This is a genomic window from Alkalibacillus aidingensis (assembly GCF_014595945.1).
GTDB classification, from domain to species: Bacteria; Bacillota; Bacilli; order Bacillales; family Alkalibacillaceae; genus Alkalibacillus; species Alkalibacillus aidingensis.
In genome coordinates this window covers 106,376-122,788 of sequence record NZ_JABXWU010000002.1, presented here as the reverse complement: position 1 = coordinate 122,788, position 16,413 = coordinate 106,376, and the positions used below count along the sequence as shown (strand labels likewise).

The following is a 16,413-nucleotide window of genomic DNA, read 5'->3' as shown; positions in this document are numbered from 1 at the left end:
CTCTATATATACTTATTATTCTTAAAATCTACTAATTCATCTTTCTCATATCCTAAGGATGCTAGAATATCTTCTGTGTCCTCACCTGGGTTGGGTGGGGGTGTCTTGTATTTAACTGGCGTTCTTGATAGTTTCAAAGGGCTGCCAACGAGTCGAATTGGGCCAGCTGTTGGATGATGGGTTTCAATAAACATTTCGCGATCGTTAAGCTGTGGATCATCAGGTAGTTCACTGATTTTTTGAATCGGGCCACACGGGATTTGTTGTGTCTGACATTGTCTGACCCAATAATCAGTCGGTTCATTTAAGAAGGTGTGGGTTAGAATTTTGGTTAATGATTGGCGATTCTTTACACGATCAGCGTTAGTTTGGTATTTGGGGTTCGTTGCTAAGTCAGGTTGGTTAATGATTTGACAGAGTCTAGCAAACTGCCGATCATTGCCTACTGCAATCACGAATTCTCCATCTTGAGTTGGAAAGGTTTGGTATGGGACGATGTTGGCGTGATGATTGCCTAAGCGCTGAGGTGTTTGACCTGATATCAGGTAGTTACTAGCAATGTTGACTAATGAGCTAACGGCACAGTCGTAAAGTGATAAATCAAGCTTTTGCCCTTTTCCAGATGTCGTTCGTTCGAGAAGAGCTGCTTGAATCCCATTACAAGCATACAGACCAGTTAACACATCGGTAATCGCAATCCCCATTTTCTGTGGACCAGACTGTTCACTTCCCGTAATACTCATCAGTCCACTCATTGCTTGGATAATAAAGTCATAGCCAGGGAGGTCTTGGTAAGGACCCGTTTCGCCAAATCCAGTAATTGAACAGTAGATCATACCAGGGTTTAGTTTTTTAACTGTGTCATATCCTAGGCCGAGGCGTTCCATCGTGCCGGTTTTGAAATTGTGTATGAGGACATCACTTTCTTTGATCAGTTCTTTAATCATTTTTAAGCCTTGCTCAGATTTTAAGTTGACAGTTAGACTTTTCTTATTGCGATTGGCGCATAAGTAATAGGCGCTCACGTCATTTTGAAAAGGTGGCCCCCAGTTACGCGTCTCATCACTACCACCAGGAGCTTCTACCTTGATGACTTCGGCTCCTAAGTCGCCTAAAATCATTGAGCAATAAGGCCCTGCCAAAACTCTAGATAAATCTAAAACTTTAATACCATTCAGTGGACCAGACATCCAATCACTCCTTTAATGTTGGCTTTGTTACGATTGGGGAGATGGGTGATAATTTTTGAAGTTAGTCTATCGGACAAAACTTAGCTAAGATGGACAGAAAATGTCCGATAGAAGCTGTCTCAAGGCCAAAAAGAGCCTCATCGAGCCGAGTAATGTCCGATAGAGAGCGTTTCAAGGCCAAAAAGAGCGTCATCGCGCCGGGAAATGTCCGATAGAGAGCGTCTCAAGGCCAAAAAGAGCGTCATCGCGCCGGGAAATGTCCGATAGAAGTCGTCTCAAGGCCAAAAAGAGCCTCATCGAGTCGAGAAATGTCCGATAGAAGCTGTCTCAAGGCAAAAAAGAGCGTCATCGAGCCGGGAAATGTCCGATAGAAGTCGTCTCAAGGCCAAAAAGAGCCTCATAGAGCCGAGAAATGTCCGATAGAAGACGTCTCAAGGCCAAAAAGAGTCTCATCGCGTCGAGAAATGTCCGATAGAAGCTATCTCAAGGCCAAAAAGCCCCTCATCGCGTCGAGAAATGGCCGATAGAAGCCATCTCAAGACCAAAATCCACTCCATCAAATCTAGAAATGTCCTTGATAGCAATAACGTCACCACCAACTCCTGCAAAGCCACCTTTTTAACTAAAAAAGCCAGTCTTTACCTATGGCTACAAAACTCATAGATAAAAACTGGCTTCACACCTACTTAAACGATCCTGGCGTTGGATTTAGAGTAGGGGGAACAGTTTAAAAAACTTACGGTTGTCAGAAGGAGGGTTTGCACTTATTTTTTTATCAATAAGTTATACCCTATACTATATCTTATAATATTCAGAAAAGAATGTAAATATACTACAACGTTTTTAGGAGTAATCGTTTTAAGATATACGAAAACATATCAGGAAGTTCGCTAATCGACGGGACGAGCATGTGTTCTTTTCCATAGATATTGTGCATCATTTCTGCTTCGTTCTCGCTAATTTCACCATCTGATAGAAAGACCCCTACGACATCAATGCCGAGTTTTCGCGTATTCAACACAGCTTCGTGAGTATCGACAATCCCGTTTTCGCTGTAATTGTAGGCAGAAGGTTCACCATCTGAAAAGACGAGTAAAAATTTATGCCCCTCAGGTCGTAATAATAGTTCCTCTGCAACTACACGAATGCTGAATCCGTCGCGATTATCCTCTTCAGGTTCCAGTTGCATCATGCTTGCTCCTGCATTTCCTCCAACGAGAACATCATCAAACCCTAATACACGGTGGAAGTAATTTGGCTGTTCCGTATCAGACGCTTCAAAACCATCCTCCCAAAAACCAGTAACAGAGTGACTAATTTTTAAGTCTTTCAATACTTCGTGGAAAAGGAGGGCGGCTTTTTTGGTTTCTTCCATTTTATTTTGCATAGAAGCGGAACAATCAATCAATAACGTAAAGGCCGCATCGATTTCCTTGGAATCTTGATCATTTTTATAAAAGATTCGTGGTTCATCTTCAATCATAACGGGTAATAGGCGTTTTTTAGATAATCGCCCGAACATTAAATGTTCCCTAGATGCGTTCTGCTTACGCTCGAGTTCTTTTTCGATTGTTTGAGATAAACGCCTTTTCGGTTGGTCGATGTCGACTAAGTAATCTTGATAGAGCATGAGATCTTCTTCACTCGGCTTTTCTGGAAAACGGTCCACTTTAATCGCGTGTAAATTTTCCTTGCCGTATTTGTAAGATGGCTCGCTAGTTTCTTCATTTTTCTTTTCATCTAGACTTTCTAAGCTGTCATACTGGTTTTGATCCGTTTTGGCTGACATTCCTTGCACACTTGCCATTGCCTGATCGCCTTCCTCAGTCTCCCGTGCTCCTTCACCAAGAATATTTGTTTTCGTCCCTTGTTCTAGTTCATAGCGGAGAAAGCTTTGCTCTCGATCTTTATTTTCGTTCTCGCGATGCCAGGTCGAGAAGGTTTCATCAATCGTTTCGCCTTCGTCTTCTAATTCTTCCTGATCGTCATTTTCTAAAGCATCCGTGCGCAATAGCTCGTCGAACAGACGCTCATAGACAAAGGATGAACCATGAATGATCGGAGGAACAAAATAACTATTAATTGAATCAGTATATTGGTCCTCAATCATGGGTTGTAGTTTTAAGCAAATATTGACGATGTCACGAGTCGTTCTCGCTTCGAATAGCTCAGTTAACATGGGTTGAATACGCTCTAGCATGTCCCGTTGTTCTTGATTGGCCTTAGGAAACGAAAGGAATGGCGTCTTTGAAGTCAGCGTTAAATAAATCATAGAAAATAATTCATCAAGATAAAAATTACGGCGCGCATTAGTGAGTAATTGCGATTCAAAGTAATGCGTGTACGTATCGGTCCTTACTTTAAACCAGTCGATCGTTCCTTTACGCTCTTTGCGGATGATTTCCTCTAGCCTTAAATCCTCTAGTAAGGTAAACGTTTGTTCCATGAACGTTTTCACATTAGACTGTTGGATTTCCTGATTAAACTGCTCCCACTCACTCAATGATGTATGATGCAGTGTTCCTAGTGAGCGAAGTAGGACATCAGTTTTATATCCTGGAACACGAATCGAATCTTTATAATTATCCCAAAAATGACTCGCGGTAACTTTTCGTTCACTCACATTAAAATAAGCACCGTAGTGAAAATCGAACTCCAGATCGGGGAGCTTTGAGAAAATATTGACAAGATCCTGAAGCTGAACAAATAGTTTCGCATCGACGAACGAATCATTAAATTTAATCATGGTGCTCACTCCTTAGGCGAATAGGGTCTCCGAAAGGTTGCGCACAACTTCCTTCTCGCGATCATCTTCAAGCTTATCTGTGATCGATCTTAAAATGGCGCGTTTAGGTGGGATCATGACGCTGAGGTCACATGCATCTAATAACGCACGAATACTCGCGGCATCTTCAGAAATTTTCCCTTGGTTAGCAGCTTCGATTAGATCGCTTGAAAGCTGGACGAACAAGTTGATGAGTTGTTGATCTTTAAGTTGAGTTTGATTGTTAATGAGCTCATTGAGTTGCTCACCTTGTATATAATCGACATCTAAAACGATGAAACGGTTTTTCAGCGCTTCATTCAGACGCGTAGTACCAATATATCCTTCGTTAATGGCAGCAATAACCGTGAAGTTCCCGTTTGCTTGAATCGTTTCATTCGTTAATGGATTAGTTACGGTTCTTCGGTAATCCAAAGCGCCATTGATTAAAGGTAACGTCTCAGGTTTAGCCATGTTGATTTCATCAATATAAAGAAAATGGCCATGTTCCATCGCCTGAACAAGAGGTCCAGGGACAAAATCAATCACCTGCTTACCATTTTGATAATCAATCGTTTTAAATCCTAGAAAGCTCTCAGCATCTAAATCTACTGAACAGTTCACACTGAACATCGGTTGATTAAAAAGACTCGATAATGTTTCTGCCAGTTTTGTTTTACCTGAGCCAGTAGGACCTTTTAATAAAATATTTTTACCTTGTGCTAATGCAGCAAGGGCATCTGTAAATAAATCTAAGTCGTTAGGAATATAGCCACTCTCAGCAATTAAGTGGTTAAACTCAGTCGACTGAGTATTTTTGTATTCATTAAGCATTTCTAAAATATGATTAGGTAGTGATGATTTAAGTTGATTCATTTGGTTACACTCCTTAGGTGAGAATCATTGTGATACCTTAATTGTACGGCTGAAAGTTTATCGTGTATAGTGAAAGCTTTTTGAAATATTTTGGGGGGAATAAATATGGTAGGCGTTAGGCGTCTGTTCATGGGAAGTGTGTTACTGAAGCGATCATAACGGTCAAATGGAGGGTATCTATTCCCGGAGATGCGTCTCGATGAGGGGTCTGGTCCAATAGAACGGGTTTTAAATTCCTGTAAGGCGAACATAAATCGTACATCTGGGAAAAGAGAGGGTTTCTCTCTTCCCAAAATGAAGATGATTTTGAGTGAATAGGAAGAAAGCTCATTGTCATTAACGAAAACCCTCTCGGTCATGGCCAAACCGTCAATTAAAAGCAGTCTAATTAACGAAAACCCTCTTGATCATGGCCAAACCGTCAGTTAAAAGCGATCTAATTAACGAAAACCCTCTCGATCATGGCCAAGCCGTCAATTAAAAGCGGTCTAATTAACGAAAACCCTCTCGACCATGGACAAACCGTCAATTAAAAGCGGTCTAATTAACGAAAACCCTCTCGGTCATGGCCAAACCGTCAATTAAAAGCAGTCTAATTAACGAAAACCCTCTTGATCATGGCTAAACCGTCAGTTAAAAGCGATCTAATTAACGAAATCGCCCTCAAACATACCAAAAGCGTCATCAAGAACCACAGCCCCAACCCCAACCCCCATCCCAAACAAAAAACCTCCCGATAATCCGGGAGGTGTGCGTCATAAAAGTTATTATTTTTCCATGACCTCGTCAATTAAGCCGTATTCTTTAGCTTTTTCAGCTGACATGAAGTTATCACGATCTGTATCACGCTCAACAACTTCTAAAGGCTGACCTGTACGCTCAGATAAAATTTGATTTAACTTCTCACGCATCTCAACAATACGTTTAGCGTGGATTTGAATATCTGTAGCTTGACCTTGTGTTCCACCTAATGGTTGGTGAATCATCACTTCACTGTTAGGTAAGCCGTAACGTTTACCAGGTTCACCTGCAGCTAATAGGAATGCCCCCATTGATGCTGCCATGCCGACACAAATAGTTGATACGTCTGGCTTAATGAATTGCATCGTATCATAGATAGCCATACCAGCAGTGATCGAGCCACCTGGTGAGTTGATGTATAAAGAAATATCCTTATCCGGGTCCTCAGCTGCTAAGAATAACATTTGCGCCACGATTGAATTGGCAATATTATCGTCAACTGGACCACCAAGCATAATAATTCGGTCTTTTAATAGGCGTGAATAAATATCATAAGCACGTTCTCCACGATTTGTCTGTTCAATGACTGTAGGAATTAAGTTCATATTACGTCACTCCTTCTTATTTTAATTATTTCTAAGATTATCATACCTCTTTGGTCAAAAAAGGTCAAACGAAAAACTCACCATTATGTAACAGTTTCAGTTATCCCCATCATGTACCTAGTTTAAACATATGCTCCATAAGTTTCAAAGATAATGTCAGCTTGAAAAATAATCGAATAGAAAGTATAATTACATATGCACTTAATCACTGTTAAACTTGCCCTCGTGGTGCAACGGATAGCACGCAAGATTCCGGTTCTTGAAATAGAGGTTCGATTCCTCTCGAGGGCGCTACTTAGGGCTTAAGGAGTTTCAACTCTTTAAGCCCTTTTCATCTGTAATTTAAAAAAGTCAAAGAGTCATGATTAAATGAGGAGATTAATTATGAAACATGTCTATAAATACCAACTTTCATCCCCCCAAGAGTTTAACCACATTCGTAAGGATATTCATGAGCAATTAGTAAGGTGGTTTTCGGGAGATCAAATGCTAGTTGACTTGGCGATGTTTGAAGCGGTTACTAATTCTTGGAGGCATGGTCACTTAAAAGATGAACAAAAAGTAATTGATATCACCGTTCTATTTAATAACCAGTCGCTAATTGTTCGGATTAAGGATGAGGGTCATGGATTTATCGTTCCTAACAGTCTTCAGCCACAAAACTTCTTTAAAAAGCAACCTGTTGAGCTTAACTTTGATAGTGGTCGAGGAATTGAACTGATTGATAGTATTATGGATGAGGTCATTTACTCAAGTACAGGTAATGAAGTGTTAATGCGTAAATGGTATACTGTAAATTGACTTAGAGGGGGCACTTCCTATGAGCCGAACAAGTAATCCAATTATCTATTTTTACACAAAAAATAATTGCAAGCTTTGTGAAGATGCGAAACAATTGCTGCAAGTTTTTCAGATGGATTATAATTTCACGATTTTTGAGCAGAATATTTATCAGAAGGAGCAATTGTTAGAAAAATATTTTTTAGCGATTCCGGTAATTCGCATTGGTGATGATGAATTGACTGCAGAGGATATTTCATTTGTGACCATTGAACGCTTTTTACAGGAGCATTTAGCATAGGGGTTAGATATCGTTTGAAATTGTTTAACCTCTTTGCTACTCTGTAGTTAAGATATTTTTTTGCTCTTAGTGGGACGTTTTGTGACTAAACGAAGGACAAAAACTGACCACGATACATAATTCTGTTTTTGATAAAGAAGGTGAACTCCTTTTGCACCAATTATTTCAATTTCAACAAAAGCTCGTACCAGATTTAATCAAGAAAATGGAAGATAGGTACAGCATTTTAAAAACGATCGCGTCTGTTGAACCTGTCGGACGTCGTGCTCTTGCTAGTCATTTGAAGCGAACTGAGCGTCAAATACGTAGTGAGATTGAATTTCTCGATGAACATGGGTTGGTAAAAGTGACATCGAAAGGGATGTTTGTGACCACTGATGGAAGGGAAATCATTGACGGATATCATCAAATCTTACGAGAAGGTTCTGATTTGAATTTGATGGAGCAGCAGCTTAAGCAACAATTGCCTATCAAACAGGTGAAAATTGTCCCAGGTAATGCAGATGAGTCTAAGGAAGTTAAGCAACTGCTTGGAAAACAGGCTGCCAAGCTTTTAATGGATTCTTTTCAGCCTGAATCGATTGTCACGGTAACTGGAGGGTCGACAACAGCAGCTGTTGGCGACTATTTAAAACCAGTCGATCAAATTCATCCATTGTTCGTGCCAGCAAGGGGAGGCTTGGGTGACTTGCATGAATACCAGGCCAATTCAATTTGCGTTAAGATGGCTGAACGAACGAATGGGCAGTATCGATTATTATATGTACCTGATGAAATTGATGAAGAATTACATGTAAGGATGCAACAGGAGCCAACGATTCATGAGGTTTTACAATTGTTAAATCGTGCTGACATTGTCATTCATGGGATTGGGGATGCCTTGACGATGGCCAGGCGCCGTAAATCGTCAGAAAACACGATGAAACAAATTGAGAAAAATGGCGCAGTTGGTGAATCTTTTGGTTATTACTTCGACAAAAACGGGAAAACTGTACACAGAGTAAACTCGCTCGGTATTTCACTTGAGCATCTTGCTAACATCAACAAAGTGATAACTGTGGCTGGGGGACTATCTAAAGGTGAGGCGATTTCAGCCTACTTAAAATGGGGTCAGAGTGATGTATTAGTGATTGATGAGGCTATTGCTCGTCATTTACTTGCTATTTATATAAATTAACATTTATTTTTTAGGAGGAATTACTTATGACAGTAAAATTAGGAATTAATGGCTTTGGAAGAATTGGTAGACGTGTGTTTCGCGCAGCGTTGAATAATGAAAATGTAGAAGTAGTAGCAATTAATGACTTAACAGATGCAGACATGCTTGCTCACTTACTCAAGTATGACACCGTACATGGCGAGCTTTCTGAAGAGGTCACAACAAATGGTGATAACTTAGTTGTTGGAGGTCAGGAGATCACTGTATCAGCTGAGCGTGACCCGGCAAACCTTGCTTGGGGAGATAAAGGTGTTGATATTGTCATTGAATCAACTGGTCTATTTACCAATCGCGATGATGCGAACAAGCACGTTGAAGCTGGTGCGAAGAAAGTGATCATTTCTGCACCTGGTAAGAATGAAGACTTAACTGTTGTGATGGGTGTAAACCATGAGGACTATGACAGTGAACAGCATCATGTTGTATCAAATGCATCTTGTACGACTAACTGTTTAGCTCCAGTAGCTAAAGTATTAAGTGATAAGTTTGGTATTAAGCGTGGAATTATGACAACTGTTCACGCTTATACAAATGACCAGCAAATCCTAGACTTACCACATAAAGACTACCGTCGTGCTCGTGCGGCAGGTGAGAATATTATTCCAACAACGACAGGAGCAGCTGAAGCCGTTGCGAAAGTACTTCCAGAAGTTGATGGAAAATTAACTGGTATGGCAATGCGCGTGCCAACACCAAACGTATCATTAGTTGACTTAGTAGCAGAGCTAGACCAAGATGTAACAGCTGAACAGTTGAACGAAGCCCTTAAATCAGCTTCAGAAAACGAGTTGGAGGGTGTCTTAGGTTATAGTGAACTTCCTTTAGTATCACGTGACTATAATGGTAACCCGTTATCTTCAATCGTTGATGCACAATCAACACTAGTTATGGAAGATAATATGGTGAAAGTTGTTTCATGGTATGACAATGAGTCTGGTTACTCAAACCGTTGTATCGACTTAGCTCTATATATGGCAGAGCAAGGACTATAAGTTTACCAATTGCTGGGTAAATCTTTAGTTTCATTAAAGAAGAACTTGTTCTAAAATAATAGGAGGGACTTAATACGTCCCTCCTTAACTTTAGCCTTGGAGGTTATAACTAATGAAACAAAAAATGAATGTTCGTGATGTAGAACTACAGGGAAAACGCGTTTTTTGTCGTGTGGACTTTAATGTGCCAATGTCTAAAGGCGAGATTTCCGATGATACGAGAATTCAAGCAGCGTTACCAACAATTATGTATTTAATTCAAAATGGAGCGAAGGTGATTTTAGCTAGTCACTTAGGCCGACCAGATGGTGAAGTCGTTGATGAACTGCGCTTAGACCCGATTGCACAGCACCTAAGTAATTACCTAGAACAACCCGTATTTAAAACAGATGATGTATATAGTGAGGAAGTTGTTAAAGCAGTGGGTGAGTTAGAAGATGGCGATGTTCTTTTACTTGAAAACGTGCGTTTCCATCCTGGTGAGAAAAAGAATGATGGGGAACTTGCACAGCAATTTGCTTCACTAGCTGACCTTTATGTAAATGATGCTTTTGGTGCAGCTCACCGTGCTCATGCCTCAACTGAAGGGATTGCTCATCATTTACCTGCCGTTTCCGGTTTCCTTCTAGAAAAAGAGATTGACGTATTAGGTAAAGCGTTAGAACAACCTGACCGCCCATTTACAGCAATTATTGGTGGGGCCAAAGTAAAAGATAAGATTGGTGTCATTGACAACTTATTAGATAAAGTTGATCATCTCTTAATCGGTGGTGGCCTATCTTATACATTTATTAAAGCCTTAGGCCATGAAGTTGGTCAGTCTTTATTAGAAGAAGATAAAATTGATCTTGCGAAACAATTCATTGATAAGGCAACGGAACAAGGTGTATCGATCCACTTACCAATTGATATTACCGTTGCGGATGAGTTTTCACGTGAGGCTAATACTAAAGCGGTTTCTATTGAAGAGATTCCAAGTGATTGGGAAGGCTTAGATATTGGTCCGAAAACTATCGAACACTTTAGTCAGATCATTAACGACTCTAAGTTAATTATTTGGAATGGACCGATGGGTGTTTTTGAATACGAAATCTTTGCAAATGGTACAAAAGGTGTTGCAGAAGCACTTGCGAATACGGAAGGTTATACCGTGATTGGTGGTGGTGATTCTGCATCAGCAGTTGAGAAGTTCAATTATGCCGATCAAATGGATCATATCTCAACAGGTGGTGGTGCATCACTAGAATTCATGGAAGGTAAAGTTCTACCTGGTGTGGCTGCACTAAATGATCAAGAAGACGGGGTGAATCAATAATGCGTAAGCCAATTATTGCTGGAAACTGGAAAATGAACAAATTAGCAGGTGAAGGGGCACGCTTTCTAATGGATATCCGTGAGAAGTTGCCAGATGGTGAGCGAGTGGATACCGTTGTTTGTGGACCGTTTATTCACTTACCTTTATTAACTGAAGCAGCTCGTGATTTCCCTGTAGCAATTGGGGCACAAAACATGCACTATGAAGACAGTGGTGCTTATACAGGTGAGGTCAGTCCTGAAATGTTAAAGGATATTTTAGTTGATTATGTGATTATCGGTCATTCAGAGCGTCGTGAGTATTTCAATGAAACAGATGAATCTGTGAATCAAAAGACGAAAGCTGCTTTTAATCATGATCTAACACCAATCGTTTGCGTAGGCGAGACGTTAGAACAGCGTGAAAGTAATGAAACCTTTACATTTGTTGAAAAACAGGTCAAAGCAGCTCTTGAAGGTCTAAATGAAGAGCAGCTAAAACAGGTTGTCATTGCTTATGAGCCAATCTGGGCAATTGGTACGGGTAAAACAGCCACAAGTGAAGAAGCTAATGATGTATGTGCACATATCAGACAAGTATTAAAAGATACTTACTCAGAAGAAGTTAGTGAGGCTGTACGTATTCAGTATGGTGGAAGTGTTAAGCCAGCAAATATAGAAGAGCTTTTAAATATGTCAGATATTGACGGTGCTTTAGTTGGTGGAGCAAGCTTAGAGCAAGACTCGTTCTTAAAACTAGTGGAGGCTGGTGCAAATGCCTAATCAACCTTTATCAGCATTGATCATACTCGATGGCTTTGCCCTTCGCGATGAAGCTTACGGTAATGCCATTAAACAAGCACATACAGACAATTTTGATCGCTATTGGAATCAATACCCTAAAACCCAGTTAAAGGCGTCAGGTGAAGCAGTCGGACTACCTGAAGGGCAAATGGGTAATTCAGAAGTCGGCCATTTAAACATTGGTGCCGGCCGAGTCGTTTATCAAAACTTAACGAGAATTAATCTCGCTATTAAAGAAAAAGAGTTCCATCAAAATCAGGCTTTTGCAAATGCTACTAACCATGTGAAACAAACAAATGGTGCATGGCATATCTTTGGATTGTTATCAGATGGTGGGGTTCATAGTCACCAGGAACATATCTTTGGATTGCTAGAAACAGCTAAAGAGCAAGGGATTGAAGATGTTTATGTTCATGCCTTTTTAGATGGGAGAGATGTAGGTCCGAAAACTGCTGTTTCCTATCTGATTCGACTAGAAGAGAAGATGGATGAACTCGGAGTTGGCCAGCTAGCCACGGTTTCAGGACGCTATTATGCAATGGATCGTGATCAACGTTGGGAGCGAGTTGAAAAAGCTTATCGGGCTATTCGCCTTGGTGAAGGTGAACTTGAAAGAAGTGCATTTGAAGCTGTGAAAGAATCATATGATCGAGATGTCGTCGATGAATTCGTAGAGCCAATTGTCATGATTGATGACAATGATCAACCGATTGCAACTGTTGAATCAGGTGATACTATCATCTTTGCAAACTTTCGACCAGATCGTGCGCTTCAATTAACGGATGTGTTTGTTAATAATCGGTTTGATGGATTTGAAAACGAGTATAGTCCATTAGAAGACCTCTACATGGTGACGATGACACAGTATAGCGATCAATTGGACGTTGATGTTGCCTATCCACCTAACACACCAGAAGATACGATTGGTGAAGTTGTTGCTAAACAAGGGATGACCCAACTAAGAATTGCCGAAACGGAAAAGTACCCACATGTCACTTACTTTATGAACGGTGGTTTAGAATCAACCTTTGAAGGGGAGAAGCGAATCTTAATTGACTCTCCCAAAGTAGCGACTTATGATTTGAAGCCAGAAATGAGTGCTTATGAAGTGACAGATGCCTTAATAGATACGCTTGATAACGAACCACCTAACTTAGTGATTTTAAACTTTGCTAATCCAGATATGGTCGGTCATTCAGGTAAATTACAACCGACGATTGAGGCGGTAGAAGCGGTTGACCGTTGTTTAGGAAAAGTAGTGGATAAAATCCTTGAACTAGGTGGAACAGCAGTGATTACAGCGGATCACGGTAATTCAGATGAAGTACTTACAGAAGAGGGTGATCCAATGACAGCACATACCGTTAATCCCGTCCCTGTGATTGTCACTAAAGAAGGGATTGCTCTACGTGATGGAGGTATTTTAGGAGATTTAGCCCCAACTGTTTTAGAATTGTTAAACATCGAGCAACCTAAAGCTATGACAGGCCAGTCGTTAATCAAAAAGTAACCTTTCCTCTAACTAATGTTGAGTGAAAGTTAGTAGCAGTTGAAATACGTGGAATTTGTCGTTTATTTCCATTGTAGAATCTGATATACATTTCAAAAGTTAAAAGTAAATAACCTTTAAGGAGAGATTATGTATGCCTTACATTATTGATGTTTACGGACGCGAAGTATTAGACTCAAGAGGGAACCCAACTGTCGAGGTTGAGATTGTCACGGATTCAGGAGCATTTGGCTCTGCTTTAGTTCCAAGTGGTGCTTCAACAGGAGAATATGAAGCTGTTGAACTACGCGATGGTGACAAAGGACGTTACCTAGGTAAAGGTGTTCAAACAGCCGTAGAAAACATTAACGAAATCATCGCACCTGAATTAGTCGGTTTTGATGTCACCGAACAACTGCTAATCGATCAACACTTAGTTGAGTTAGATGGTACAGAAAATAAAGGTAAACTAGGAGCTAACGCTATTTTAGGTGTATCTATGGCAGCCGCACATGCCGCAGCTGACTTCCAGGGTATGCCACTATATAAATACTTAGGTGGTTTCTCAGCTCATACTCTACCAACCCCGATGATGAACATTTTAAATGGAGGCGAGCATGCTGATAACAACGTTGATATTCAAGAGTTCATGATTATGCCGGTTAATGCTCCGACATTTAAAGAAGCTCTACGTCAAGGTGCAGAGATTTTCCATGCTCTTAAAAACGTTTTGAAAGAGAAAGGTTATAACACAGCAGTAGGTGATGAGGGAGGATTTGCGCCTAACCTTAAATCTAACGAAGAAGCCTTAGAAACGATTGTTGAAGCAGTTGAAAAAGCAGGCTATAAGATTGGTGACGACATCAAACTTGCAATGGACGTTGCTGCATCTGAGATCTATAAGGGTGGAAAGTATGAATTAAAAGGTGAAGGCGTCACACGTACCTCTGAAGAAATGGTTGACTGGTATGAGTCACTTGTGCAAAAATTCCCGATTATCTCTATCGAAGACGGCCTAGACGAAAATGACTGGGATGGCTTTAAGCTATTAACTGATCGTCTTGGTGATCAAGTACAGCTTGTAGGTGATGACTTATTTGTTACCAACACCAAGAAGCTTGAAGAAGGTATTCAAAAGGGAATTGGTAATTCAATCTTAATTAAAGTCAACCAAATTGGTACACTTACAGAAACGTTTGAAGCGATTGAAATGGCTAAAAGAGCTGGTTACACAGCAGTTATTTCACACCGTTCTGGTGAAACTGAGGATGCAACGATCGCAGATATTGCTGTTGCGACAAATGCAGGGCAAATCAAGACAGGTGCACCTTCAAGAACAGACCGTGTAGCTAAGTACAATCAGCTACTACGTATAGAAGATGACTTACTCAACGCAGCTTTCTATGCTGGACAAACAGCTTTTTATAATTTGAATAAGTAATTAGAATAGAATCTCTATAATTTCACAAACTAAAAATAAACCCTGGTATGAAAAAGATCCAGGGTTTATTTTTGTCTATTTTGTTAAAAGTTATTTCCAAACCTATACTTTTCGATTATAATCTATATTGTTGGGGATTCTAGAAAAAAATAGAAAGAAAACGTTTACATGTGCATAAGTTTTTAATAATCGTTATTCTTATAATTGTATTTATTTTTAGGGGGGAATAGAGTATGAATTTGACGAGGCAAATTATTTACGCTCTTATTTTAGGTATTTTAGTAGGGCTTGGCCTGAACATATTCTTGCCTGATTTATTTGATCCGATCGATGCTTACTTCTTTACGCCTTTAGGTGATATCTTCTTAAGATTAATTCAAATGATGGTTATCCCAATTGTAATTATCTCAATAGTATTAGGTACAGCCAATCTAGGTGATCCTAAGAAGTTAGGAAGAATTGGTGGTAAAACCATTGGCTTCTTCTTGATCTCAACAACTATTGCGTTAACCATTGCGATGTCTTTAGCGTTAATCGTTCAACCAGGTGAGCCTGGTGCCCTTGATACAGAAGGGTTTGAGGAGTATGAAGGTGATACTGAACCCCCATCAGTTGTTGATACGTTAGTCAATATTATTCCGACGAATCCAATTGATGCGATGGTAAATGGTGAAATGCTACAAATTATCTTCTTCTCCATTTTAATTGGGCTAGGTTTAGCGATCCTTAGTAAGAAAACTGATCGAATTCATAAGTTATTTGATCAAGGTTTTGAGCTAGTTATGTTCTTAATCACCATTATTATGTACACCGCGCCATTTGGTGCATTTGGTTTAATTGCATCAGCCGTTGGTGGAGCAGGTATTGATGCTATTAGCTCAATGTTTGCGTATTTCATGGTTGTTTTCGTAGCTTTAATCATCCATGCTCTCTTAACATATGGAGCTGTTGTCAAATTCTTAGCGAAGAAGAGCCCAATTTGGTTCTTTAAAAACTTCATCCCTGCGATGAGTGTTGCATTCGGTACTGCAAGCAGTAGTGCGACATTACCTGTATCCATGACAACTGCACAAAAACGTTTAGGTGTTCGCGAATCTGTCAGTGGTTTCGTTCAGCCAATCGGTGCTACTATAAACATGGATGGTACGGCGATTATGCAAGGTGTTGCCACCGTCTTTATTGCTCAAGTGTACGCACAAAGCTTGTCTTTAACTGAAATGTTAACGGTAGTCTTGATTGCTGTCTTAGCATCTATCGGTACGGCAGGAGTTCCTGGTGTCGGTTTGATTATGCTGGCAATGGTGTTAGATCAGGTAAACCTACCAGTCGAAGCGATTGGTTTAATCTTAGGTGTTGACCGTCTATTAGATATGACGCGTACAGCTGTGAATATTACAGGTGACGCTGCGTGTGCTTTATATGTTAATGAAACAGAAAAGGACGATTCGAGCTTAGAAAATCAATCATCAACTAATCAGACGTAACAAACACGCTTAAACTTCAATTTGACCTTGCAATTGTGAACAATCTTATGCTACATTAATGTTATGGATTTGTGCGTAGTCATAGGAGGTCAAAGCGATGTATGGAGTTCTAGCGACACTATTATTTCTAAATACAATTGCCTTAATCGCAGTCGTTCTACTTCAACAGGGGAAAAGCGCAGGGCTATCTGGTGCAATCTCTGGAGGAGCTGAACACTTATTTGGTAAACAAAAGGCACGTGGTATGGATGGAATCCTTCACCGAATCACGGTCATTTTAGGAATCTTATTTATGGTTATTACCTTTTTATTAGGGTATATTGTTCAGTAGAATAAACGATTTAACCGGAACAGTAAGTGGGTAACACTTACTGTTTCTTTATGTTTTGGGATCTGTTAAAGTTTAGGGTTTAATGACAAAAGATCTGCTCGTT

At 40.1% G+C, this 16,413-nt stretch carries 14 protein-coding genes and 1 tRNA gene; 11 read left to right on the top strand and 4 right to left on the bottom strand.

Going from position 1 to position 16,413, the window contains the following annotated elements:
* Window positions 1–2: 2 nt before the first annotated feature.
* The 4 genes from HWQ49_RS05760 to clpP all read right to left on the bottom strand — a co-directional run bounded on the left by HWQ49_RS05760 (window position 3) and on the right by clpP (window position 6,176).
* On the bottom strand, window positions 3–1,190 hold the full coding sequence (locus HWQ49_RS05760; protein ID WP_188206653.1) for a CaiB/BaiF CoA transferase family protein: 1,188 nt from the start codon (window positions 1,188–1,190) through the stop codon (window positions 3–5).
* An 832-nt stretch (window positions 1,191–2,022) separates the two neighbouring features.
* A complete protein-coding gene (locus HWQ49_RS05755; protein WP_188206652.1) occupies window positions 2,023–3,936 on the bottom strand; it encodes a vWA domain-containing protein in 1,914 nt (637 codons plus the stop codon).
* A 12-nt stretch (window positions 3,937–3,948) separates the two neighbouring features.
* The gene (locus tag HWQ49_RS05750; RefSeq protein ID WP_188206651.1) at window positions 3,949–4,830 is read right to left on the bottom strand and encodes an ATP-binding protein; all 882 of its coding nucleotides are present in this window, start codon (window positions 4,828–4,830) and stop codon (window positions 3,949–3,951) included.
* A gap of 767 nt (window positions 4,831–5,597) precedes the next feature.
* Window positions 5,598–6,176, bottom strand: a complete 579-nt coding sequence (clpP, locus tag HWQ49_RS05745; protein WP_188206650.1) for an ATP-dependent Clp endopeptidase proteolytic subunit ClpP — start codon at window positions 6,174–6,176, stop codon at window positions 5,598–5,600.
* 219 nt (window positions 6,177–6,395) lie between these two features.
* Here clpP and HWQ49_RS05740 point away from each other — a divergent pair.
* The 11 genes from HWQ49_RS05740 (at window position 6,396) to secG (ending at window position 16,310) form a co-directional block, all read left to right on the top strand.
* Window positions 6,396–6,467, top strand: a tRNA-Arg gene (locus tag HWQ49_RS05740).
* Window positions 6,468–6,560: 93 nt separating this feature from the next.
* Window positions 6,561–6,977 carry an ATP-binding protein gene (locus tag HWQ49_RS05735; RefSeq protein ID WP_188206649.1) on the top strand — a complete coding sequence of 139 codons (417 nt, stop codon included), beginning with the start codon at window positions 6,561–6,563 and terminating at the stop codon, window positions 6,975–6,977.
* Window positions 6,978–6,996: 19 nt separating this feature from the next.
* Window positions 6,997–7,257, top strand: a complete 261-nt coding sequence (locus tag HWQ49_RS05730; protein ID WP_188206648.1) for a glutaredoxin family protein — start codon at window positions 6,997–6,999, stop codon at window positions 7,255–7,257.
* Window positions 7,258–7,408: 151 nt separating this feature from the next.
* The gene (locus HWQ49_RS05725) at window positions 7,409–8,434 is read left to right on the top strand and encodes a sugar-binding transcriptional regulator (protein WP_188206647.1); all 1,026 of its coding nucleotides are present in this window, start codon (window positions 7,409–7,411) and stop codon (window positions 8,432–8,434) included.
* 26 nt (window positions 8,435–8,460) lie between these two features.
* Window positions 8,461–9,468, top strand: coding sequence for a type I glyceraldehyde-3-phosphate dehydrogenase (gap, locus tag HWQ49_RS05720; RefSeq protein WP_188206646.1), 1,008 nt, complete (start codon window positions 8,461–8,463; stop codon window positions 9,466–9,468).
* Between the two features lie 112 nt (window positions 9,469–9,580).
* Window positions 9,581–10,783: a phosphoglycerate kinase gene (locus HWQ49_RS05715; RefSeq protein WP_394810760.1), complete on the top strand. Its 1,203-nt coding sequence runs from the start codon at window positions 9,581–9,583 to the stop codon at window positions 10,781–10,783.
* Window positions 10,783–11,544, top strand: a complete 762-nt coding sequence (gene tpiA / locus HWQ49_RS05710) for a triose-phosphate isomerase (RefSeq protein WP_188206645.1) — start codon at window positions 10,783–10,785, stop codon at window positions 11,542–11,544. The genes HWQ49_RS05715 and tpiA overlap by 1 nt, the downstream gene beginning before the upstream one ends.
* A complete protein-coding gene (gene gpmI / locus HWQ49_RS05705) occupies window positions 11,537–13,075 on the top strand; it encodes a 2,3-bisphosphoglycerate-independent phosphoglycerate mutase (protein ID WP_188206644.1) in 1,539 nt (512 codons plus the stop codon). The genes tpiA and gpmI overlap by 8 nt, the downstream gene beginning before the upstream one ends.
* A 133-nt stretch (window positions 13,076–13,208) precedes the next feature.
* Entirely contained in the window at window positions 13,209–14,495 is a 1,287-nt protein-coding gene (gene eno / locus HWQ49_RS05700; RefSeq protein WP_188206643.1) for a phosphopyruvate hydratase, read from the top strand.
* 233 nt (window positions 14,496–14,728) lie between these two features.
* On the top strand, window positions 14,729–15,979 hold the full coding sequence (locus HWQ49_RS05695; protein ID WP_188206642.1) for a dicarboxylate/amino acid:cation symporter: 1,251 nt from the start codon (window positions 14,729–14,731) through the stop codon (window positions 15,977–15,979).
* 97 nt (window positions 15,980–16,076) lie between these two features.
* The gene (secG, locus tag HWQ49_RS05690) at window positions 16,077–16,310 is read left to right on the top strand and encodes a preprotein translocase subunit SecG (protein ID WP_188206641.1); all 234 of its coding nucleotides are present in this window, start codon (window positions 16,077–16,079) and stop codon (window positions 16,308–16,310) included.
* The last annotated feature ends 103 nt before the right edge of the window (window positions 16,311–16,413 follow it).

Excerpts from the sequence above, each read along its gene's own strand:
- secG (WP_188206641.1), top strand. The coding sequence starts at position 16,077 with ATGTATGGAGTTCTAGCGACACTATTATTTCTAAATACAATTGCCTTA.
- gap (WP_188206646.1), top strand. The coding sequence starts at position 8,461 with ATGACAGTAAAATTAGGAATTAATGGCTTTGGAAGAATTGGTAGACGT.
- HWQ49_RS05695 (WP_188206642.1), top strand. The coding sequence starts at position 14,729 with ATGAATTTGACGAGGCAAATTATTTACGCTCTTATTTTAGGTATTTTA.
- tpiA (WP_188206645.1), top strand. The coding sequence starts at position 10,783 with ATGCGTAAGCCAATTATTGCTGGAAACTGGAAAATGAACAAATTAGCA.
- clpP (WP_188206650.1), bottom strand. The coding sequence starts at position 6,176 with ATGAACTTAATTCCTACAGTCATTGAACAGACAAATCGTGGAGAACGT.
- HWQ49_RS05750 (WP_188206651.1), bottom strand. The coding sequence starts at position 4,830 with ATGAATCAACTTAAATCATCACTACCTAATCATATTTTAGAAATGCTT.
- HWQ49_RS05735 (WP_188206649.1), top strand. The coding sequence starts at position 6,561 with ATGAAACATGTCTATAAATACCAACTTTCATCCCCCCAAGAGTTTAAC.
- HWQ49_RS05755 (WP_188206652.1), bottom strand. The coding sequence starts at position 3,936 with ATGATTAAATTTAATGATTCGTTCGTCGATGCGAAACTATTTGTTCAG.
- HWQ49_RS05730 (WP_188206648.1), top strand. The coding sequence starts at position 6,997 with ATGAGCCGAACAAGTAATCCAATTATCTATTTTTACACAAAAAATAAT.
- HWQ49_RS05760 (WP_188206653.1), bottom strand. The coding sequence starts at position 1,190 with ATGTCTGGTCCACTGAATGGTATTAAAGTTTTAGATTTATCTAGAGTT.
- HWQ49_RS05715 (WP_394810760.1), top strand. The coding sequence starts at position 9,581 with ATGAAACAAAAAATGAATGTTCGTGATGTAGAACTACAGGGAAAACGC.
- eno (WP_188206643.1), top strand. The coding sequence starts at position 13,209 with ATGCCTTACATTATTGATGTTTACGGACGCGAAGTATTAGACTCAAGA.
- gpmI (WP_188206644.1), top strand. The coding sequence starts at position 11,537 with ATGCCTAATCAACCTTTATCAGCATTGATCATACTCGATGGCTTTGCC.